Annotated in this window: 19 protein-coding genes; 15 read left to right on the forward strand and 4 right to left on the reverse strand. The window is 71.3% G+C overall.

Features of this window, described 5'->3' with window-relative positions:
* The first annotated feature begins 59 nt into the window (after positions 1-59).
* The gene (locus ASD90_RS09140; RefSeq protein WP_157611068.1) at positions 60-428 is read left to right on the forward strand and encodes a YciI family protein; all 369 of its coding nucleotides are present in this window, start codon (positions 60-62) and stop codon (positions 426-428) included.
* An 83-nt stretch (positions 429-511) separates the two neighbouring features.
* Here the strand turns inward: ASD90_RS09140 and ASD90_RS09145 are convergent, their stop codons facing one another.
* On the reverse strand, positions 512-1,192 hold the full coding sequence (locus ASD90_RS09145; protein WP_082588598.1) for an HdeD family acid-resistance protein: 681 nt from the start codon (positions 1,190-1,192) through the stop codon (positions 512-514).
* Positions 1,193-1,344: 152 nt separating this feature from the next.
* Here ASD90_RS09145 and ASD90_RS09150 point away from each other — a divergent pair, with 152 nt between their 5' ends.
* From ASD90_RS09150 to ASD90_RS09205, 12 genes are all read left to right on the forward strand, one after another.
* Positions 1,345-2,574, forward strand: a complete 1,230-nt coding sequence (locus tag ASD90_RS09150; protein WP_056754932.1) for an acetyl-CoA carboxylase biotin carboxylase subunit family protein — start codon at positions 1,345-1,347, stop codon at positions 2,572-2,574.
* Positions 2,575-3,522 (forward strand): hypothetical protein, encoded by a 948-nt coding sequence (locus ASD90_RS09155; protein ID WP_235506510.1) that lies wholly within the window; start codon positions 2,575-2,577, stop codon positions 3,520-3,522.
* 5 nt (positions 3,523-3,527) lie between these two features.
* Positions 3,528-4,670: an alpha/beta hydrolase-fold protein gene (locus tag ASD90_RS09160; RefSeq protein WP_056754934.1), complete on the forward strand. Its 1,143-nt coding sequence runs from the start codon at positions 3,528-3,530 to the stop codon at positions 4,668-4,670.
* Between the two features lie 25 nt (positions 4,671-4,695).
* Positions 4,696-5,421: an esterase family protein gene (locus ASD90_RS09165; protein ID WP_056754936.1), complete on the forward strand. Its 726-nt coding sequence runs from the start codon at positions 4,696-4,698 to the stop codon at positions 5,419-5,421.
* A 101-nt stretch (positions 5,422-5,522) separates the two neighbouring features.
* Positions 5,523-7,925 (forward strand): excinuclease ABC subunit UvrA, encoded by a 2,403-nt coding sequence (locus ASD90_RS09170; protein WP_056754939.1) that lies wholly within the window; start codon positions 5,523-5,525, stop codon positions 7,923-7,925.
* A 45-nt stretch (positions 7,926-7,970) separates the two neighbouring features.
* Positions 7,971-8,975: a serine hydrolase gene (locus ASD90_RS09175; RefSeq protein ID WP_056756294.1), complete on the forward strand. Its 1,005-nt coding sequence runs from the start codon at positions 7,971-7,973 to the stop codon at positions 8,973-8,975.
* 304 nt (positions 8,976-9,279) lie between these two features.
* Entirely contained in the window at positions 9,280-10,569 is a 1,290-nt protein-coding gene (locus ASD90_RS09180; protein WP_056754942.1) for a sugar ABC transporter substrate-binding protein, read from the forward strand.
* Between the two features lie 2 nt (positions 10,570-10,571).
* Positions 10,572-11,630 (forward strand): carbohydrate ABC transporter permease, encoded by a 1,059-nt coding sequence (locus tag ASD90_RS09185; RefSeq protein ID WP_235506512.1) that lies wholly within the window; start codon positions 10,572-10,574, stop codon positions 11,628-11,630.
* Positions 11,623-12,495, forward strand: a complete 873-nt coding sequence (locus ASD90_RS09190; RefSeq protein WP_056754947.1) for a carbohydrate ABC transporter permease — start codon at positions 11,623-11,625, stop codon at positions 12,493-12,495. Before ASD90_RS09185 ends, ASD90_RS09190 begins: the two co-directional genes overlap by 8 nt.
* Positions 12,496-12,536: 41 nt before the next feature.
* Positions 12,537-13,748, forward strand: coding sequence for a Gfo/Idh/MocA family protein (locus ASD90_RS09195; RefSeq protein WP_056754949.1), 1,212 nt, complete (start codon positions 12,537-12,539; stop codon positions 13,746-13,748).
* 114 nt (positions 13,749-13,862) lie between these two features.
* Positions 13,863-14,276 carry a hypothetical protein gene (locus ASD90_RS09200; protein ID WP_157611069.1) on the forward strand — a complete coding sequence of 138 codons (414 nt, stop codon included), beginning with the start codon at positions 13,863-13,865 and terminating at the stop codon, positions 14,274-14,276.
* Positions 14,277-14,394: 118 nt separating this feature from the next.
* On the forward strand, positions 14,395-16,221 hold the full coding sequence (locus tag ASD90_RS09205) for an ABC transporter substrate-binding protein (protein WP_056754954.1): 1,827 nt from the start codon (positions 14,395-14,397) through the stop codon (positions 16,219-16,221).
* Here ASD90_RS09205 and ASD90_RS09210 read toward each other — a convergent pair.
* On the reverse strand, positions 16,214-17,401 hold the full coding sequence (locus ASD90_RS09210; RefSeq protein WP_056754956.1) for an ROK family protein: 1,188 nt from the start codon (positions 17,399-17,401) through the stop codon (positions 16,214-16,216). The two genes, ASD90_RS09205 and ASD90_RS09210, sit on opposite strands and share 8 nt — an antisense overlap.
* A 67-nt stretch (positions 17,402-17,468) precedes the next feature.
* On the opposite strand from ASD90_RS09210, the gene xylA reads away from it, so the two are divergent.
* Positions 17,469-18,647 (forward strand): xylose isomerase, encoded by a 1,179-nt coding sequence (gene xylA / locus ASD90_RS09215; RefSeq protein WP_056754960.1) that lies wholly within the window; start codon positions 17,469-17,471, stop codon positions 18,645-18,647.
* 4 nt (positions 18,648-18,651) lie between these two features.
* Here the strand turns inward: xylA and ASD90_RS09220 are convergent, their stop codons facing one another.
* Complete coding sequence (locus ASD90_RS09220) at positions 18,652-19,011, reverse strand: VOC family protein (RefSeq protein ID WP_056754961.1); 360 nt, start codon at positions 19,009-19,011, stop codon at positions 18,652-18,654.
* Between the two features lie 107 nt (positions 19,012-19,118).
* On the opposite strand from ASD90_RS09220, the gene ASD90_RS09225 reads away from it, so the two are divergent.
* Positions 19,119-19,463: a DUF2200 domain-containing protein gene (locus ASD90_RS09225; RefSeq protein ID WP_056754964.1), complete on the forward strand. Its 345-nt coding sequence runs from the start codon at positions 19,119-19,121 to the stop codon at positions 19,461-19,463.
* Between the two features lie 136 nt (positions 19,464-19,599).
* Here the strand turns inward: ASD90_RS09225 and ASD90_RS09230 are convergent, their stop codons facing one another.
* Positions 19,600-20,349, reverse strand: a complete 750-nt coding sequence (locus tag ASD90_RS09230) for a DUF4386 domain-containing protein (RefSeq protein WP_056754967.1) — start codon at positions 20,347-20,349, stop codon at positions 19,600-19,602.
* Position 20,350: the final 1 nt, after the last annotated feature.

The raw sequence follows: 20,350 nt of genomic DNA on the forward strand, positions 1-20,350 counted from the left end.
CTGATCGACGTCGTGGTGGAGGCTGGGACCGACCCGGCACGCAGTCGAAGGAGAGAACCGTGCGCTACCTCATGATCCACAAGATCGACGAGTCCCGCCCCGAGGCGTGGAACCCCAGCCAGGAGTTCCAGGACGCGATGGGCGCGCTCATGGGCGAGTACGCCGAGTCGGGCGTCCTGCTCGCCGCCGAAGGCGTGACGCAGAGCAAGGACGGCGCGATCGTCCGCAAGACCGAGGGCGCTGGTGTCACCGTGACCGACGGCCCGTTCAGCGAGGCACGCGAGGTCATCGGTGGCTTCGCCCTCGTCAACGTCGAGAGCAAGGAGCAGGCGCTCGAGCTCGCGGGCAGGTTCGCCTCGCTCTTCGACGAGGTCTCGGTCGAGGTGCGCCGCGTCTACGAGTTCGAGGACCTGCCGCAGCCGTCCTGACGTCGCACGTCGTGGAGGTTCGCACCCCTCGGGCGGGGTGCGAACCTCCACGCTGTCGTATGCCGTCCGGTGACCTGACGCGGTCAGGCGGTGGCGGGCGCCGTCGTGCTGCCGCTGCCGCTGCTGCTGTTGCCGGCGGCTCGGCGGGCCATGACGGCCGTGACGAGCTCGACGATGCCGATGACGATGAGCGCGATGCCGGCGATGCGGGTCAGCACCATGAGCGAGGAGCCGGGGAAGATCGCGACGATGAGGCCGCCGAGGATCGAGACGACGCCGCTGACGATGAGGAAGACCCGCGTGCCGGTCGTCCGGTCGGAGCCGAAGCCCTGGACGAGCGCGGCGATGCCCTCGGCGACCCAGCCGATCGCGATGAAGAGCGCGATGACGAAGAGGGACGCGTTGGGGCGGAACAGGCAGATGATGCCGGCGACGATGGAGAGCGCCCCGAGCCCGATCGAGACGGGCTTGAGCCAGCCCGGGTCGCTCGGGAGGTCGCGGACCATCCCGAGGCGGAGGGCCCCGGCGATGATGAGCTGGAGCCCGAACAGGATCGCGACGATGAGCAGCGTTGCCTTCGGCCAGACGAGCACGAGGATGCCGAGGACGATCGAGAGGATGCCCATGACGACCAGGGCCGTCGACCACCCGGACGGGCTCAACGGCGCCTCCCACGTGGCCGCAGCCTCGCGTCGCGTCCTCGGCGGCTCGGGAGTCGGGTCGGTCGGATCGGGTGACGCTGGGTTCGGGACGGTGCTCGACATGGCTTCCTCCTGAGGGGTGAGGTGCTGCCCGAGATGCGACACCCCCAGTCTCGTCCCGATTCCGCTCCGACGTCCGCTTTTGCCCCGCGACCCGCGCGGCGGCACACGGCGGTCCGTGGCGGTGCTCCCGGTGGACCGATAGCGTCGAGGCCGTGAACATCATCTTCGTGGAGCCGTCGTTCCCGGCGAACCAGCGTCGCTTCGTGCACGCGCTCGCCTCGGTGGGCGCGAACGTCTACGGCATCGGAGAGTCCGATGAGGCCCACCTCGGCGAGGAGCTGCTCGGCGCGCTCCGTGGCTACTACCGCGTCGGCTCGGTGACCAACGTCGACCAGATGGTCGAGGCGGTCCGCTACTTCCAGGACAAGGTCTGGATCGACGCGCTCGAGGCGACCGTCGAGGCGCACACGATGCCGGCCGCCCAGGTGCGCGAGGCCTGCGGCATCCCCGGCACGAGCGTCCGCACGACGTGGCTGTGCCGCGACAAGCCGTCGATGAAGGAGGCGCTGCGCCAAGCCGGCGTCCCCACGGCTGCCAGCGCCGCCGTCGACTCGGGCGCCGAGGCACGGGCCTTCGCCGAGCGCGAGGGCTACCCGCTCATCCTCAAGCCGCGCGCGGGCGCCGGCGCCCAGGGCACGGTGCGCGTCGACAGCGACCACGAGCTCGAGCAGGCCCTGCAGGGCTACGCCCGCGAGGGCGCGAGCTCGATCGCCATCGAGGAGTTCGTCGAGGGCCACGAGGGCTTCTACGACACGATCAGCCTCGACGGGCAGGTCGTGCACGACTGGGCGACGCACTACTACCCCAACGTCCTCGAGGCGATGCGCCACCGCTGGATCTCGCCGCAGTTCATCACGACCAACCGCATCGACGAGCCGGGCAACGCCTTCTACGCCGAGGTCCGCGAGCTGGGGCGTCGCGTCATCGAGGCGCTCGGCATCGAGACGTCGGCGACGCACATGGAGTGGTTCTACGGCCCGAAGGGCCTGAAGTTCAGCGAGATCGGCTGCCGCCCGCCGGGCGTCGGCGCGTGGGACGTCTACTCCTCGGCCAACGAGGTCGACGTCTACCGCGAGTGGGCGCACGTCATCACCCACCGCGCCCCGGAGCAGCGGATGCAGCGCACGTATGCCGCCGGCATCGTCGCGCTCCGCCCCGACCACGACGGGTCCATCGCGGGCTACACCGGCATCGACGACATCCAGTCCCGCTACGGCGAGTGGGTCATCGACGGCCACTTCCCGCCGGTCGGCCACGGCACGCAGGGAGTGGAGGCCGGCTACATGGCCAACGCGTGGGTGCGGCTGCGTCACCCCGACTTCGACACGGCGCGCGCCATGCTCGACGACGTCGGTCGCACGATCCACGTGCACGCAGGCTGAGTGCGGCTGAGCTCTCTCTCGATGTCGACGACGATCCTGCTCGGGCCCCAACGGTTCACGACGACCGTGGGCCCCACCGTGCGTTCCCTCGGGGTGACCGGGCGCATCGCCATGGTCAACTCCGGGTGGGAGGAGCGCGAGTCCGACGACGCCGAGCTCGCCGGCCACCTCGACGGGCGCGGCGTCAACCTCCGCCTGCACCACCGGATGATGGACGTGCTGGCCAAGGACGAGCACTTCGCAGCCGCCGCGCTCGCCTTCCGCGACCGGATGGACGAGCTGCGCGCGTTCTACGGCATCCGGCTCCAGGCCGCCATCGACGCCGTGCACGCCGTCGCGCACCGCACCTCGATCCACGCCGTGGGCCCGATCGCCGAGGAGTCCGCCATGGAGGCGGTCCGCGAGGTCGACCGGTGGTATGCCGCCGAGCTCGACGAGCTGTACGGCGCCGTCCGTGCCACGGCGCCCACCGACGAGAGCGGCACCATCGGCTGGCACAAGGGCGAGATCGGGGCGATCCTCGACGAGTGCGAGGCCGTCGTCATCGCGGGCGGCAACGTGCGCACGCTGCTGCGGACGATGCGCGTCTTCGACGTCGTGCTCCGGCCCGACCAGTCGGTCGTCGCGTGGTCGGCCGGTGCGATGGCGCTGACCGACGAGGTGGTCCTCTTCCACGACTTCACGCCCCACGGCGTGACGGCGGCCGAGCTGCACGACCGGGGGCTCGGGCGCCTGCCCGGGATCGTCGCGCTGCCGCACGCCAAGCGCCGACTGCTGCTCGACGACCACGAGCGCATGTCGGTCCTCGCCCGGCGCTTCGCCGAGCACCGGCTGCTCCTGCTCGACGACGGCGCCGTCGTGCGATTCCCTGACGGCGCCACCGACCTGCCCGCCGGCGCGCGCGTCATCGACCGCACCGGTCACGTCTCGGTGGTGGGGGTCGCGTGAGTGCCATGGAACGTCTTGCCGTCAACCGACTGCGTGAGCGCCTGCCGCTCGACGGGCCGACGATCGACGGCTTCGTCGAGCGCTTCGGCTGCCCGATCATCGAGGGCGAGCGCGCGACCTTCCTCTACCGGGGCGACGTCGACGAGGTCTGGGTGCGGCACCGTGTGGTCGGGCTCCCGGATCCGTTGCCGCTCAAGCGGATCGGTGAGTCCGACCTCTGGGCCGTGACGACCGTGCTGCCCGAGGGCTCGCGGGTCGAGTACCAGATCGAGATCCGCAAGGGCGATCACTACGAGCGCTTCAACGACCCGCTCAACCCGCGCCTGGCGCACAGCCCCATGGGGTCGTCGTCGGTGTGCGCGGCGATCGGCTACCGCGTGCCCGAGTGGGTGGCGTACGACCCTGAGGCCCGCCCGGGCACCCTCGTCGAGGAGCACATCCGGAGCAAGGCCCTCCGGCGCGAACAGCCCGTGCAGATCTACCTGCCGGCCCGCTTCAACAGCGCGCAGCGCTACCCGCTCCTCGTCGTCCACGACGGCACCGACTACCTCCAGTTCGCGGCGATGAAGACCGTGCTCGACAACCTCATCCACCGTCTCGACGTCGACCCGCTCGTCGCGGTCTTCGTCCCGCCGCGCGACCGGCTCAAGGAGTACCCCAACCACGCGCCGCACGCCCGCTTCATCGCGCGCGAGCTCGTGCCGCTGCTCACCGAACGCCTGCCCCTCATCGACACGCCCGAGGCCCGCTGTCTCATGGGCAGCTCCTTCGGCGGCATCGCCTCGGTGTCGACGGCGGTGCGCTACCCGGGCTTCTTCGGCTCGCTCATGCTCCAGTCGGCCTCGCTCGTCTTCACCGACATCGGCTTCGACCACGGCGGGGGGCCGGCGTTCGACCCCGTCGTGAAGTTCGTCAACCGCTTCCGCGAGAAGCCGTCCGCGGTCGTCGACCGGCTCTTCATGTCGTGCGGCGTCTACGAGCCGCTCATCACCCCGAACCGGTCGATGGTCCCGGTCTTCCGCCAGACGGGGATGACGGTGCGCTACACCGAGTCGCGCGACGGCCACAACTGGGAGAACTGGCGCGACCGTCTCGGCGACGGTCTCGCGTGGCTCTTCCCCGGACCCCAGAAGTTCGTCTACGAGTGACGAGCGCGAGAGAGGCAGGTAACCCATGAAGGTGACCGACCGGTGGTACTCCGACCGACTGGGCCAGGACATCACCGTCGCACGATGGGGCACCTACGGCGTGCCGGTGCTGCTCTTCCCGACCGCGGGCGGTGACGCGGAGGAGGTCGAGCGACACAAGATGGTCGCCCACCTCCAGCCGCTCATCGACGCCGGACGGGCCAAGATCTACTCGTGCGACAGCGTCGCCGGTAAGGCGATGGCCGAGGGGGTCGGGTCGACGGACTACCGCATGGCGCTCTTCAACGCCTTCCACGAGACCGTGGCGCAGGAGATCATCCCCGCGATCCACTCCGACGTGGGCGGCCCGATCCCCGTCGTCGTCGCCGGTGCCTCCATCGGGGCGTTCAACGCCCTCGCGATCACGTGCCGCTACCCACACCTCGTCGACGCCGCCGTGTGCATGAGCGGGACGTATGCCGTCGACAAGTTCATCGGCGGCCGGTTCACCGACGACCTGTACTTCAGCTCGCCGCTGCACTTCCTGCCCGACCTCGAGGGAGAGACGCTCGACCTGCTGCGCCGTCGGATGATCGTGCTCGCCTCCGGCAGTGGCCGGTGGGAGGACCCGAGCGAGGCGTGGGCCGTGGCCGAGGTGCTCGGCCGCAAGGGGATCCCCAACCGGGTCGACGACTGGGGCCCGGCCTACGACCACGACTGGCCGACGTGGTGGCAGATGCTGCCGACCTACCTCGACGACCTCCTCCCCTGATCGCCGGCGCCGTCCACCCCGGCGAGTGGGCGGTTCGTCGCGGGTGAGGTCGTCGGGAATCGGGAGGCCGGGGGTGGGCGCGGGGCCGTAGCGTACGTCGCATGGAGTCGAAGAGCACCGCTGCGAAGACCGCGTCGCGCCCCTCCGGTGGACACCACCCGGCCGACGTCCACGACATGATCCGCGTCCAGGGCGCGCGCGAGAACAACCTCAAGGACGTCAGCCTCGACCTGCCGAAGCGGCGGCTGACCGCGTTCACCGGCGTGTCCGGCTCGGGCAAGAGCTCGCTCGTCTTCGCGACGATCGCGGCGGAGTCGCAGCGGATGATCAACGAGACCTACAGCGCCTTCGTCCAGGGCTTCATGCCGTCGCTGGCGCGCCCGGACGTCGACTACCTCGACGGGCTGACGACGGCGATCATCGTCGACCAGGAGCGGATGGGCGCCAACCCACGCTCGACGGTCGGCACCGCCACCGACGCCAACGCGATGCTGCGGATCCTCTTCTCCCGCATCGGCACCCCGCACATCGGGCCACCCACGGCGTTCGCCTTCAACGTCCCGACGCGGGTCGCGAGCGGCGTCATGAAGACCGACAAGGGCAACCGCCAGGAGACGTCGATCGTCCGCGAGGCGGTCTACCAGGGCGGCATGTGCGCGCGGTGCGAGGGGATGGGGTCGGTCAACGACTTCGACCTGACCGCGATCTACGACGAGTCCAAGTCGCTGTCCGAGGGTGCCCTGCTCGTGCCCGGCTACAGCATGGACGGGTGGTACGGCCGCATCTTCAGCGGCGCCGGACTGCCCATGGACAAGCCGGTCGGGACGTTCACCGACAAGCAGTTCCAGAAGCTGCTCTACGGCCAGCCCGAGAAGATCAAGGTCGAGGGCGTCAACCTCACCTACGAGGGCGTCCTGTCCAAGGTGCAGAAGTCGATGCTCTCCAAGGACCTCGACGCCATGCAGCCGCACGTGCGCCGCTTCGTCGAGCGCGCGGTCACCTTCACGACCTGCCCGGAGTGCAAGGGCACCCGCCTGTCGCAGGAGGCCCTGAGCTCGAAGATCAAGGGCAGGAACATCGCCGAGCTGTGTGCGATGCAGATCAGCGACCTCGCCGAGTGGCTGCGCGACCTCGACGACCCGTCGGTCGCACCGCTGCTGCGCGGACTGCAGCACCTGCTCGACTCCTTCGCCGAGATCGGTCTCGGCTACCTCTCGCTCGACCGTCCCGCCGGCACGCTCTCCGGTGGCGAGGCGCAGCGCACCAAGATGATCCGCCACCTCGGCTCGTCGCTCACCGACATCACGTACGTCTTCGACGAGCCGACGATCGGCCTGCACCCGCACGACATCGACCGGATGAACCTGCTGCTGCTCCAGCTGCGCGACAAGGGCAACACGGTCCTCGTCGTCGAGCACAAGCCCGAGACGATCGCCATCGCCGACCACGTCGTCGACCTCGGCCCGGGGGCCGGCACGGCGGGCGGCGAGGTGGTCTTCGAGGGCACCGTCGAGGCGCTGCGCAAGAGCGACACGATCACGGGCCACCACCTCGACGACCGGGTCAGCCTCAAGGACTCGCTGCGTGAGGCGGCGGGCGCGATGGAGGTCCGCGGGGCGTCGACGAACAACCTCCGCGACGTCGACGTCGACATCCCGCTGGGGGTGCTCTGCGTCGTCACCGGCGTCGCGGGGTCGGGCAAGAGCTCGCTGATCCACGGGTCGGTCGCCAAGCGCGACGGTGTCGTCGTCGTCGACCAGGGCGCGATCCGCGGGTCGCGGCGGAGCAACCCCGCGACCTACACGGGACTGCTCGAGCCGATCCGCAAGGCTTTCGCCAAGGTCAACGACGTCAAGCCCGCCCTCTTCAGCTCCAACTCCGAGGGCGCCTGCCCGGCCTGCAACGGCGCCGGCGTCATCTACACCGAGCTCGGCGTCATGGCGACCGTCGAGTCGACGTGCGAGGAGTGCGAGGGCCGGCGCTTCCAGGCGGCCGTGCTCGAGTACCGGCTCGGTGGGCGCAACATCGCCGAGGTGCTCGCCATGCCGGTGGCCGAGGCGCTCGGCTTCTTCGACGAGGGCGAGGCGCGCACGCCGGCCGCGCACAAGGTCCTCGAGCGGCTCGCCGACGTCGGCCTCGGCTACCTCACGCTCGGCCAGCCCCTCACGACGCTGTCCGGCGGGGAGCGCCAGCGCCTCAAGCTGGCCGCGCAGATGGCCGAGAAGGGCGATGTCTACGTGCTCGACGAGCCGACGACCGGCCTGCACCTCGCCGACGTCGAGAACCTCCTCGGGCTGCTCGACCGCCTCGTCGAGTCGGGCAAGTCGGTGCTCGTCATCGAGCACCACCAGGCAGTCATGGCGCACGCCGACTGGATCATCGACCTCGGACCGGGGGCCGGTCACGACGGCGGCAACGTCGTCTTCGAGGGGACGCCCGCCGAGCTCGTCGCCGGCCGGTCGACCCTGACCGGCGAGCACCTCGCGACCTACGTCGGCGCCTGACGGCGGCGGGCCGACAGGGCGACGGGGCGACGGGCAGTGGGCGCCGTGGCGGACCTCGACCAGGAGGTCGCGGCGGTGGTCCACGAGCACGGCTTCTCCGGCGTGGTCCGGGTCGACCTCGCAGGCAGCACCGTCCACGCGTCGGCGCACGGTCTCGCCGACCGGGCCCACGGCCTGCCCAACGCCCTCGACACGCAGTTCGGGACGGCCAGCATCTGCAAGGGCCTGACCGCGCTCGCCGTGGTCGGCCTCGTGGCCGAAGGTCGCCTCGGTCTCGATACCCCGGTGCGCTCCGTCGTCGGCGACGACCTGCCCGACATCGGCGACGACGTGACGATCGAGCACCTGCTCAGCCACCGGTCGGGCATCGGCGACTACCTCGACGAGGAGGAGGGACTCGACGCCTCGTCCTACGTCATGACCGTGCCCGTCCACCGGCTCGCCACGACCGAGGGCTACCTCCCGGCACTGCGCGGGCGACCCACGAAGTTCCCTGCGGGAGAGCGTTTCTCCTACTGCAACAGCGGCTTCGTCGTGCTCGCCCTCGTCGTCGAGCGGGTGACCGGCACGGCGTTCCACGAGGTGGTGGAGCAGCGGGTGTGCGCTCGCGCCGGGATGGTCGACACGGCATACCTCCGCTCCGACGAGCTGCCGGCCCGAGCGGCACTCGGCTACCTCGAGGCCGACGGCCTGCGCACCAACGTGCTGCACCTGCCGGTCCGTGGCAGTGGGGACGGCGGGATCTACACGACGGCCGCCGACCTCCACGCGTTCTGGGACGCGTTCCTCGCCGGGCGCATCGTCGACGAGCGCTGGGTCGCCGAGATGCTGCGCCCGCGCACCGATGTCATGGACGACGGCCGGCGCTACGGCCTCGGCCTGTGGCTCGACGGGACGGGTGACGGCGTCGTGCTCAACGGCTACGACGCGGGCGTCTCGGCGGTCACCCGGCACGAGCCGTCGCGGGCCCTGACGTGGTCGGTCCTGGCCAACCGGAGCGACGTTGCCTGGCCGGTCTCGCAGCGGCTGCGTGAGGTCCTCGCAGGCTGACCGGCAGCCCGACGGCGGGCTGGTCTGCGGGCGCCTCCCGTCCGCATCGCGGGACGGTCGAACGGGTGCCCGCCCCCTGGACCGAGGGCTTCCGGGCAGCACACAGGGACCCGTGGCGGCCTGCTGCGCAGGCCCGTCCCGAGCCCCTCTCGACCCTGTTCGACGGATTGACACGTGATCGAATGTGCTCGATTGTAGTGCCGCCCAAGCACAAACGAGCGATCAGGCTTGGGTTGCCCGATGACGTGCACCGGACCGCAGCGGCGACCAGCCGTCCGCGGGCCCCCCACCCAAGGAGTCGCGAATGCGCAGAACGTCCACACTGGCCGCCACGGCCGTGCTCACCCCGTTGCTCGTGCTCGGCCTCGCCGCGTGCGGCCAGTCCACCGGTGGCGCGACCGCCGACGCCCAGCCGGAGAACGGGCCGGTCACGATCTCCTACGGCATCTGGGACAAGAACCAGGTCCCGGCCATGCAGAAGATCGCCGACGAGTTCCACACCGCGAACCCCGATGTCACCGTCAAGATCCAGGTGACGCCGTTCAAGCAGTACTTCACGACCCTCCAGACGGCCGCGGCCGGCGGCGGCGCCCCCGACGTCTTCTGGATGAACGGCCCGAACGTCAAGCTGTATGCCGCCAACCAGCAGCTGCTGCCGCTCGACCAGACGATCAGCCGCGCCAAGCTCGACCTCGGCAACTACCCCGAGGCGCTCGTCGACCTCTACACCTACGAGGGCAAGACGTACGGCATCCCGAAGGACTTCGACACCGTCGGCGTCTGGTACAACAAAGCGCTCTTCGACGCCAAGAAGCTGGCCTACCCCAAGGACGACTGGACCTGGGCCGACTTCCAGTCCGCCGCCCGCGCGCTCACCGACAAGACCAAGGGCGTCTACGGCGCCGCGGCCCCGGTCGAGGACCAGGCCGGCTTCTACGACACGATCCCGTCGGCCGGCGGTCAGGTCATCGACGCCGCCGGGACCAAGAGCGGCTTCGACTCCCCCGAGGCGCTCAAGGGCATCGAGTTCTGGACCTCGCTCGTCAAGGACGGCGCGTCGCCGACGGTGCAGCAGATGACCGACACGAGCCCGGGCGACCTCTTCAAGGCCGGCAAGGTCGCGATGTACTGGAACGGATCGTGGGCCGCGGTCGAGTACAACGGCGTCCCCGAGCTCAAGGACGCCGTCAACGTCGCCCCGGTCCCCGCCGGCCCGAAGGGCCAGGTCTCGGTCATCCACGGCCTCGGCAACGTCATCTACGCCAGGACGAAGCACCAGGACGCTGCGCAGAAGTTCGTCGGCTTCCTCGGTGGCGAGCGCGCCGCGCAGATCCAGGCCGAGGCCGGCGCCGTCATCCCCGCCTACGAGGGCACCCAGGAGGCGTGGGTGACGTCGATGCCGCAGTTCAACCTCAAGGCCTACGTCGACGAGGTGGCGACGGCCGTGCCCTACCCCGCCTCGAAGAACACCAAGGCCTGGACGACCCTCCAGACCGACATCCTCACGAAGGTGTGGAACGGCGAGGTCGACGCGGCGACGGGCCTGAAGGACCTCGCCACGCAGATGAACGCAGCGCTCGCCAAGGAGAAGTGACCGTGGCAGGCGTGCTCAGCGACACGCAGCAGGCGCAGGGGGCCGATGGCGCGACCGCGCCGGGCGGCGTCCCGTCGGGGTCGGGGAGCCGGGGCGACACCCCGGCCCCCTGCCGCCGGCGCGGTCGGCCCGGTCGGCCCGGTCGGCGCGGTCGGCCCGGTCGATCCGGTCGCGGCCTGTCGCGGATGCGGCGCAACGACCTCTTCTGGGCGGCGGTCTTCATCCTCCCGACGCTGCTCGGTCTCGTCGTCTTCTACCTGTGGCCGGTGGTGCGCACGCTGCTCATCTCCTTCACCGAGACCGGCCCGTTCGGCGGCTCGGAGTTCGTCGGGCTCGCCAACTACCGCGAGCTGTTCGGCGACGCGCGGCTCTGGGAGACGATGCTGAACACCCTGAAGTTCACCGTCGTCGCGCTGCTCGGCATCCCGGTGGCGCTCGTCATCGCGGCGCTGCTCAGCACCGAGGGCCTGCGCGGGGTGCGGATCTACCGGGTGCTCTACTTCCTGCCCGTCGTGACGATGCCCGCGGCCGTCGGGCTCATCTGGCGCACGCTCTACAACGGCGACGTCGGCGTCATCAACGCGCTGCTCGGGCTCGTGGGCATCGAGGGCACGAACTGGCTCTCCAACCCGGCCACGGCGCTGTATGCCATTGCGGGAGTGGGCATCTGGCTCGGCCTCGGCACGCAGATCGTCATCTTCCTCGCCGCGATCCAGGGCGTGCCCAAGGACCTCTACGAGGCGGCCGCCCTCGACGGCGCGGGCCGTATCCGCCAGTTCTGGTCGATCACCCTCCCGCAGATCAGCCCGAGCGTCTTCTTCATCTCGGTGCTCGCCGTCATCGGCGCGCTGCAGACGTTCGACCTGATCTTCGTCATGACGGGGCCGACGAACCCGGCCTACCCGCAGACCGAGACGATCGTCGCGCAGTTCTACCAGCGGGGCTTCGTCGAGAACCAGCAGGGGTATGCCGCCGCGATCGCCCTCGTCATCCTCGTCGTCATCGTCGCGGTGACGGCCCTGCAGTTCCGGCTCCAGAAGAAGTGGGTGCACTATGTCTGAGCTCGCGACCCGCACGCCCGCCCGGATCCGCGTGCCGCGGCGCAACCGCCTGCGCCGCAACCACCTCGGCGTGCACGCCGTCCTCATCCTCGGTTCCGTCGTCATGGTCGGCCCGTTCTTCTGGGAGGTCATGACCTCCCTCAAGACGCTCGGCGAGACGCTCACCGTGCCGCCGACGGTGCTGCCCGCGTCGCCCCAGTGGTCCAACTACGGCGACGTCTTCGACACGCTCCCCTTCGGCCAGATGTTCTGGAACAGCACGATCCAGACGATCGGCCGGGTGCTCGGCCAGCTCGTGCTCTGCTCGATGGCGGGCTACGCCTTCGCGCGGTTCGAGTTCCGCGGTCGGGGCCTGCTCTTCGGCCTCTTCCTCTCGGTCCTCATGGTGCCGAGCCAGCTCTTCCTGCTGCCGCAGTACGAGATCGTGTCGGGCCTCGGCTGGCTCAACTCGCTCCAGGCGCTCATCGTCCCCGGCCTCTTCAGCGCGTTCGGCACCTTCCTGCTGCGGCAGTTCTTCCTCAGCCTGCCGCGCGAGCTCGAGGAGGCGGCCAAGCTCGACGGCGCCAACCACTGGCAGATCTTCACCCGGATCATGCTGCCGCTGGCCAAGCCCGGGCTCATCGCGCTCGCCGTCCTCGACGTCCTGTGGTCGTGGAACGACCTCATGTGGCCGCTCGTGGTCAACAACGACCCGTCGAAGATGCCGCTGTCGGTGGGGCTCGCCTCGCTCATCGGCCAGTTCTCGGTCGACACGACGACGCTGATGGCCGGCTCGGTGCTCGCGACGCTGCCCGTGCTCGTCCTGTTCATCGTGCTCCAGAAGCAGTTCATCCAGGGGATCGCGTTCAGCGGCTCCAAGGGCTGAGACCCTCGAACCACCACCACACGGAAGGTGCCCCCGCACTCATGACCGACCAGCCCGACCAGCCCGACCAGCCCGACCTCCGGATCGCCATCATCGGCTTCGGCCTGCGGGCCAGCCTCGCGGCGTACGCCCACCGTCCCGGCGAGGGCAGCCGGGTCACCGTCGTCTGCGACCCGGCCGAGCGGGGCCGCGCCGACGCCGCCAACCGCATCGACGGCGTACGCCTCGTCGACTCCCTCGACGAGCTGCTCGCTCCCGACGTGCGCGCCGACATCGACGCGGTGCTCGTCCTGACCCCCGACCACGCGCACGCCGAGCACGCCGTGCGCACCCTGGAGGCCGGCATACCGACGTTCGCCGAGAAGCCGCTCGCCACGAGCGTCGCCGACGCCGACCGGGTGCTCGAGGCTGCGCACCGCACGGGGACGCGGCTCTATGTCGGCCACAACATGCGGCACATGCCGGTGGTCAGGGCGATGCGCGACGTCATCGAGGCGGGCACGATCGGCGAGGTCAAGGCGGTCTGGTGCCGGCACTTCGTCTCGGCGGGCGGGGACTACTACTTCAAGGACTGGCACGCCGACCGCCGCAACACGACGGGCCTGCTCCTGCAGAAGGGCGCCCACGACATCGACGTCATCCACTGGCTCGCCGGCGCCTACACGCGCAGGGTCAGCGCGGTCGGCGCCCTCGCGGTCTACGGGGACGTCACCGACCACCGCGACAACTCCGACCGGCGGATGGCCGACTGGTACTCCCTCGACAACTGGCCGCCCACCGAGCAGCGCGAGCTCAACCCGGTCGTCGACATCGAGGACATCTCGATGGCCAACCTCGTGCTCGAGGGCGGCGTGCTCGCGTCCTACCAGCAGTGCCACTTCACACCGGACTACTGGCGCAACTACACCGTCATCGGCACCAAGGGCCGGCTCGAGAACTTCGGCGACGGACCCGGCGCCCTCGTCAAGGTCTGGACCCGCCGTACCGACACGTACCGCGACGACGCCGACGAGGTCATCGAGATCCCGCCGGCCGACACGACCGGTCACGGCGGCGCCGACCCGCTGCTCGTCGCGGAGTTCGTCCGGTTCGCCCGGGACGGCGGCCCGACGATGACCTCGCCGGTCGCGGCTCGTGAGGCGGTGGCGGCCGGGGCGTCGGCGACGACCTCGCTGCGCACCGGCGGCGGCGCGGTCGACGTGCCGGCGCTCGACCCGGCCCTCGTCGCGTGGTTCGAGGGTGGCCAGGCCTGACACGCGTCGGCCGACACGCGTCGGCTGGGGGTATCACCGGCGGCTGCGGCGTGCTCTGAGGTGAAGGGCCCCGTCGTCGAGCGGGCCCGTTCCCCCTTCAAGGACGTGCCCACCATGAGCGTCACCGACGTCTTCCCGCTGATCAAGGCGCCCGAGGCCTGGCCGGTGCCGGTCGTCGCGACGATCGCGATGGTGTGCCTCGCCGGGCTCGACCTGCTCGGGGCGCTCTTCGCCAAGGAGTGGGCCGACAACGGCAGCGTCCGCGCGCTCGTGCTCGGCGCGGGCGCCTTCCTCGTCCTCTTCTGGGTGTATGCGTCGTCGCTGAGGTACGCCGAGCTGGCCCTCGTGACGATGGGCTGGGTCGTCATGCTCCAGGTCGGGCTGGTCCTCATCGACCGCTGGCGCTACGGGGTGGAGCTGCCCACCGGCAAGTGGGTCGCCATCGGGATCGTGCTCGTCGCGCAGGCGTACCTCGTGCTCGCGCCGAGCGCTGAGCGGGCCGCGTCGGTGGCGGGCGCCGGCGGCTAGACTTCGGACCACGGACAGGGGTGCTCCGGGTCGCCGTCGGTGCCACCTGCCGTCGTGCTCTCCGTGCCCGCCGCAGTCCCGTGTCCGCCTCTGGACCGGGCGCCCCCGAAGGAAGTCCATGCGCCGACGTCTCGTCCGCCCCACCGTGGTGGCGGCCCTCGGCGTGCTCGCGCTGGCCTCGGGTGCCGCGTGCACGGCCAGCACGGCGACGCCGGGCCCGACGCCGGCCACGACACCGGGCGCCACGCCCACGGCGGCGCCGACCACGGCCGTCGAGCCGCTCGTCGTCGGCGCGGTCTTCGACCACACGACGCTCGACCCGACCCGGCAGTTCGACCGCAGCGGGGCGATGCTGACGCACGCGCTCTACCAGACGTTGACGACCCTCGACCCCGACGACCCGACGAAGGTCGTGCCCGGGATGGCCGAGTACACCCTCTCCCCCGAGGGCCGGTGGCTGACGTTGCGGCTGCGCAAGGGCCTCGTCTTCTCCGACGGCACTCCCGTCACGACCGACGACGTCCTCTTCACCCTCCAGCGCGCGCGGGGGCTGTCCGGCCCCGCCTCCTCGATCCTCGGCACGGTCTCGGCGGTCAAGGTCGACGACCGCACCTTCACGCTCAGCTCGCCCGGCTCGAACTTCGCCCTCCCCGCGATCCTCGCCAACCCCGCCTTCGGCATCCTCAACGCGACGGCGGTCAAGGCGCACGGCGGCACCATCGGCCCCGGCGACGAGGCGAGCGGCTACCTCTCGCAGCACTCGGCGGGCTCGGGCCCCTACGTCATCGAGAGTGTCCGCGGCACCTCGGAGGTCCGGCTCGCGGCCAACCCGATGTGGTCGGGAGCGACTCCCGCCTTCCCCGAGATCGTCGTCCGCAACCTCGATGCGCGCCAGCAGCTCGCCGCCATCGGGTCCGGCAGCGCCGACCTCGTGCTCGACCTCTCGCCGAGCCAGGCCAACGCCGCGACCGGGCGGCCGCAGACCTCGGCCGTCACGGTGACGACGATGCGCTCGAGCTCACTCGTCTACCTCGCGCTCGCGCGCACCAAGGCCCTCAACGCGTGGACCGCCGACCCCGACTTCGCCGAGGCGGTGCGTCGCGGCCTCGACCGTGAGGCGCTCGGCAGGGCGGCCCCGGGGTCCATGCCCGCCGCGGGCCTCATCCCTGCCGGCATCGTCGGCGCGCTCGAGGACCTCGCGCCGGCGCCCGCGCCGACCCCGACCGACGGCACCGGGACCGACGGCACGGGGACCGACGGCACCGGGACGCCGGCACCCACCACGTCGTCACCGGCGGCGCCCCTCTCCACCCCGTCGGCCGGCGGCACCACGGCGACACCCGACGGCATCCTCACGACGGGAGCGGACGGCATACCCACTCCCGTGGTGACGCTGCCGGTCGTGCCCCAACGCGACCTCGTGGCCGCGCGGGCGGCGCTGCGCCGCTCGGGCTACAAGGGTCAGCCGATCCCCCTGTCGTATGCCGCCGACCTGCCGATCCAGGGCATCCCGGCGACGGCGCTCGCGGTGGCCGTGCGCAGCCAGCTCGCCCAGGTCGGGATCAAGGTGCAGCTCAACCCGGCGCCCGCGGCCGAGGCGCTCGCCGCCTACCGCGACGGGCGCAGCGCGTTCAGCCTGTGGAGCTGGAACCCCGACTACCCGGACCCCGAGAACTACCTCGCGTTCGCGCCCGGCGAGCTCGTCGGGTCCCGGGCCGGCTGGATGCGCGGCTCCGACACGCTCATCGACGACCTCACCGAGACCGCGCGCGCCTCCGTCGGTGACAACCGGGCGGGGGCGTATGCCGCGTGGCAGCTCGCGATGAACGAGCGGAGCCCGTTCGTGCCCCTCATCCAGCCGTCGACGCGCTTCGCGAGCGGCGACCGGGTCAAGGTCCTGCCGGGCAACCCGGTCTGGACCGTCGACCTCGCCCGCCTCAGCTGAGGTGCGCGACCGGGTCGCTGACGACCCGGTCGAGGGCGAGCAGCGCCGCTCCGGTGGCGCCGGGCGCGGGGTCGACGTCGGCGATGACGACCCGCGGCGTGACCCAGCGGGCCGACAGCACGCGGCGGCCGAGGATCTCCTCGACCTCGGGGGCGAGGAGGTCGCCGACCATCGCCAGGTGTCCGCCGAGCACGACGGTCGGGATGTCGAGGACGTTGACGACGCCGGACAGGGCGACGCCGAGGGCTCGCCCGGCGGATCGCGTTGCGGCACGGGCCTGCTCGTCGCCATCGCGGGCTCGGCGCGCGAGCTCGGCGGGTGACGTGGAGGGGTCGAGTCCGGCAGCGTCGAGCAGGGCGAGCCGGCCGGCGTACTGCTCGAGGCAGCCGGTGGAGCCGCAGCGACAGGGGGGCCCGTCGGGGTCGACGCAGACGTGGCCGATCTCGCCCGCCCAGCCGTGGCGTCCGGCCATGACCTCCCCGTCCACGACGACCGCGCCGCCGATGCCGACCTCGCCGCTGAGATAGAGGAAGTCGCGCGGCTCGCGGTCGCGTCCGGGGGCCGGGTGAGCGTACGCGTGGGCTGCCAGGTCGGCCTCGTTGCCGACGCGGAGGGCAAGGTCACCGAGCGCTGCGGCGAGGCCGGGAGCCGGGGTGACGTCCTCCCAGCCGAGGTTGGGGGCGCTGAGCAGGCGGCCGGCGGCGACGTCGACGATGCCGGGGAGGGCGAGGCCGGCACCGACGACGCGGCAGCCGTCCGGGGTCGCGTCGAGCACCCGGGTCGCGAGCGTGCGCAGGCGGCGGAGCACGGGGCCGGGGCGTGAGCCGGCGAGGTCGGCGGTGACGAGGCGCTCGGCCAGCACCGCGCCCGAGAGGTCGACGAGGCGGGCGGCGAGCTGGCCGACGCCGACCTGGAGGCCGAGCGCGGCGACGCGCGCCCGTGACGCCCGGAGCGGGGTGGCCGGGCGGCCCGGGCGGCCGGGCCCGCCGACGACCGACTCGACCTCGTCGAGGATGCCGCCGGCGACGAGCTCGTCCACGAGGCGCGACACGGTCGACCGGGTCAGCGAGGTGGCCGCGGCGACGTCGGCCCGCGACGGCGGGGTGTCGGCGGCGAGGACGGTGCGCGCGACGAGGGCGAGGTTCGCGTGGCGCAGGCTCGCCTGGCGCAGGTTGGCCATGCCTTGACCCTAGCCGGTCCGCGACGTAAGTTGTATGACAAAACTAATCCCCTCTAGAGGAGTCGCAATGACGCGCCAGCCCACCCCCGACGACAAGTTCTCCTTCGGCCTGTGGACCGTCGGCTGGACCGGCACCGACCCCTTCGGCGGCCCGACGCGCCCCGTCCTCGACCCGTGGGAGTACTCCGACAAGCTCGCCGAGATCGGCGCCTGGGGCATCACCTTCCACGACAACGACGTCTACCCCTTCGACGCGGACGACGCGACGCGCGCGCGCATCACCGCCCAGCTCAAGGACGCGACCGACCGCGCGGGCCTCACCATCGAGATGGTCACGACCAACACGTTCAGCCACCCCGTCTTCAAGGACGGCGGCCTCACCGCCAACGACCGCGGCGTGCGCCGCTTCGGCCTGCGCAAGGTGCTGCGCGCCGTCGACCTCGCCGCCGAGATGGGTGCCGCGACCTTCGTCATGTGGGGCGGCCGCGAGGGCAGCGAGTACGACGGGTCGAAGGACGTCCACGCCGCCTTCGACCGCTACAAGGAGGGCCTCGACACCGTCGCCGGCTACATCAAGTCACAGGGCTACGACCTGCGGATCGCCTTGGAGCCCAAGCCGAACGAGCCGCGCGGAGACATCTTCCTGCCGACCGTCGGGCACGCGCTCGCCCTCATCGCCGAGCTCGACCACGGCGACATCGTCGGCCTCAACCCCGAGACGGGGCACGAGCAGATGGCGGGGCTCAACTACACGCACGCGCTCGGGCAGGCGCTGTGGAGCGACAAGCTCTTCCACATCGACCTCAACGGCCAGCGCGGCATCAAGTTCGACCAGGACCTCGTCTTCGGCCACGGCGACCTCGTCTCGGCGTTCTTCACCGTCGACCTGCTCGAGAACGGCTTCCCGGGCCTGCCCGACGGGCCGCGCTACACGGGGCCGCGACACTTCGACTACAAGCCGTCCCGAACCGAGTACATGGACGGCGTGTGGGAGTCGGCGAAGGCGTGCATGGAGATGTACCTCCTGCTCGCCGACAAGGCGTCCGCCTTCCGCGCCGACCCGCGCACCGCCGAGGCGTGGGCGTATGCCGGAGTGCTCGACCTCGCCGAGCCGACCCTGGGCGCCGACGAGTCGCTCGACGACTTCCTCGCGACCGACGACGGCTTCGACCCGGAGAAGGCGGCCGTGCGCGACTACGGCTTCGTGCGCCTCAACCAGCTCGCGCTCGAGCACCTCGTCGGCTGAGGAGTCAGTCGACGCACAGGCAGAAGGGGTGGCCGGCCGGGTCGAGGAAGACGCGGAACGACGTGCCGGGCTGGTGCTCGTGCTTGGTCGCACCGAGTGCGAGCACCTCGGGCTCTGCCGCGTCGAGGTCCTCGACCATGACGTCGAGGTGCATCTGCTGCGGCACCTGCTGGGCCGGCCACCTCGGCGCGGTGAAGTCCTCGACCTGCTGGAAGCAGATGCACTGGCCCGTCTCGGCGTCGCGGATCTCGCCCCACCCGTCGGACGCCTTGGTGGTCCAGCCGAGCAGGGTGCCGTAGAAGGTCGTGAGTGCCTCCGCGTCGGGGCAGTCGATGACGAAGCTGGGGTAGCGAGCGATAGCCATGGCGAGAACGCTAGGCCGTCTCCCGGACGATCGGCGTCCGTATGCCGTGGGCTCCTGCTCGCGCCGCGGTCGATGCCCGCGTCCGCGGGCGTCGCTACCCTCGGAGGATGGCGCACCGCATCTTCACCACGTCCGTCGCGTCGGTCTATCCGCACTACGTCACCAAGGTGGAGCGGAAGGGTCGCACCAAGGCCGAGCTCGACGAGGTCATCGAGTGGCTGACCGGCTTCGACGAGAAGGCTCTCGACCGCCACCTCGCCGCCGAGACGACCTTCGAGGACTTCTTCGGCCAGGCCCACCTCAACCCGAACGTCTCGGCGATCACGGGCACGGTCTGCGGAGTGCGGGTCGAGGACGTCGAGGACCCGCTCATGCAGAAGATCCGCTACCTCGACAAGCTCGTCGACGAGCTCGCCAAGGGCAGGACGATGGACAAGGTCCTCCGCGCCTGACGCTGCCGCGGCTCCCCTGGGGCCACGGCTCCCCCGGGGGCCTGGGTGCCATGGGGCGTGCCCCGCGACCGACGAAGGTGGCCCCGCTGGTGCGGAGCCACCTCCCTGACGCCCCTCGTGGCGTCGTCGCCCTCGGTCAGGCGGCATCCCGGGCCTCGAGCGCGGCGACGGCCTCGGGGCGGAAGCCCTTGAACGTCATCCAGAGGCCGACGCTGAGCTCCCAGGCCGCGATCGGCAGGGTGAGGAAGAACGAGCCCGTCGACACCTGGTCGAAGATGCCGAAGAGGTTGGCGACGAACGCCGCGAACAGCAGGGGCGCGCCGACGAGGCCGATGCTCGGGATGAGGCGGGGCACGAGCCGCGAGCGGTAGAGCAGGGTGCCGAAGAGCAGCGCGTTGAAGACGGGCATCAGGCCGGGGCCGAAGAGGAAGGTCCAGTCCCGGACGCTGACGAGCGCGTTGGCCGTGACCGTGAGGGAGGCGGGGTCGGCGCCGGACCCGGCGTAGTCCTGGCGCATCGTGACGACGGCGAGCAGGCTGACGACGCCGATCATGACGACGGCCCCCTCGACGAGGCGGGAGGTCACGAAGCCGAGGGCCATCCCCCCGTTCTGGCGCTTGACCACCGAGTAGACGGCCACGGCGGAGGCGATCGCGGTGAGGGCGTTGACGGTGTCGAGCAGGCAGCCCCACAGGACGCGGGTGTCCTGGCCGGCGCCGGTGACGTAGGCCGCGTCGTTGAGGACCGGCGCGAGCAGGATGAGGGCCGGGATGGAGGACGCGAACGTCAGCAGGTAGAAGATGCCGGCGGCGCGGGAGTGGGCGCGGGTGGAACGGCGGCTGGGGACGCCGGCGGTCGTGGTGACGGTGGGTGCGGTGATGGTCATG

This window comes from Terrabacter sp. Root181 (genome assembly GCF_001428505.1).
Lineage (GTDB): Bacteria > Actinomycetota > Actinomycetes > Actinomycetales > Dermatophilaceae > Terrabacter.

What these genes read in the sequence shown, in the direction of transcription:
- ASD90_RS09180 (WP_056754942.1), top strand. Translation starts at nt 9,280, where the DNA reads ATGCGCAGAACGTCCACACTGGCCGCCACGGCCGTGCTCACCCCGTTG.
- ASD90_RS09200 (WP_157611069.1), top strand. Translation starts at nt 13,863, where the DNA reads ATGAGCGTCACCGACGTCTTCCCGCTGATCAAGGCGCCCGAGGCCTGG.
- ASD90_RS09165 (WP_056754936.1), top strand. Translation starts at nt 4,696, where the DNA reads ATGAAGGTGACCGACCGGTGGTACTCCGACCGACTGGGCCAGGACATC.
- ASD90_RS09190 (WP_056754947.1), top strand. Translation starts at nt 11,623, where the DNA reads ATGTCTGAGCTCGCGACCCGCACGCCCGCCCGGATCCGCGTGCCGCGG.
- ASD90_RS09225 (WP_056754964.1), top strand. Translation starts at nt 19,119, where the DNA reads ATGGCGCACCGCATCTTCACCACGTCCGTCGCGTCGGTCTATCCGCAC.
- ASD90_RS09170 (WP_056754939.1), top strand. Translation starts at nt 5,523, where the DNA reads ATGGAGTCGAAGAGCACCGCTGCGAAGACCGCGTCGCGCCCCTCCGGT.
- ASD90_RS09160 (WP_056754934.1), top strand. Translation starts at nt 3,528, where the DNA reads ATGGAACGTCTTGCCGTCAACCGACTGCGTGAGCGCCTGCCGCTCGAC.
- ASD90_RS09230 (WP_056754967.1), bottom strand. Translation starts at nt 20,349, where the DNA reads ATGACCATCACCGCACCCACCGTCACCACGACCGCCGGCGTCCCCAGC.
- xylA (WP_056754960.1), top strand. Translation starts at nt 17,469, where the DNA reads ATGACGCGCCAGCCCACCCCCGACGACAAGTTCTCCTTCGGCCTGTGG.
- ASD90_RS09145 (WP_082588598.1), bottom strand. Translation starts at nt 1,192, where the DNA reads ATGTCGAGCACCGTCCCGAACCCAGCGTCACCCGATCCGACCGACCCG.
- ASD90_RS09195 (WP_056754949.1), top strand. Translation starts at nt 12,537, where the DNA reads ATGACCGACCAGCCCGACCAGCCCGACCAGCCCGACCTCCGGATCGCC.
- ASD90_RS09210 (WP_056754956.1), bottom strand. Translation starts at nt 17,401, where the DNA reads ATGGCCAACCTGCGCCAGGCGAGCCTGCGCCACGCGAACCTCGCCCTC.
- ASD90_RS09220 (WP_056754961.1), bottom strand. Translation starts at nt 19,011, where the DNA reads ATGGCTATCGCTCGCTACCCCAGCTTCGTCATCGACTGCCCCGACGCG.
- ASD90_RS09205 (WP_056754954.1), top strand. Translation starts at nt 14,395, where the DNA reads ATGCGCCGACGTCTCGTCCGCCCCACCGTGGTGGCGGCCCTCGGCGTG.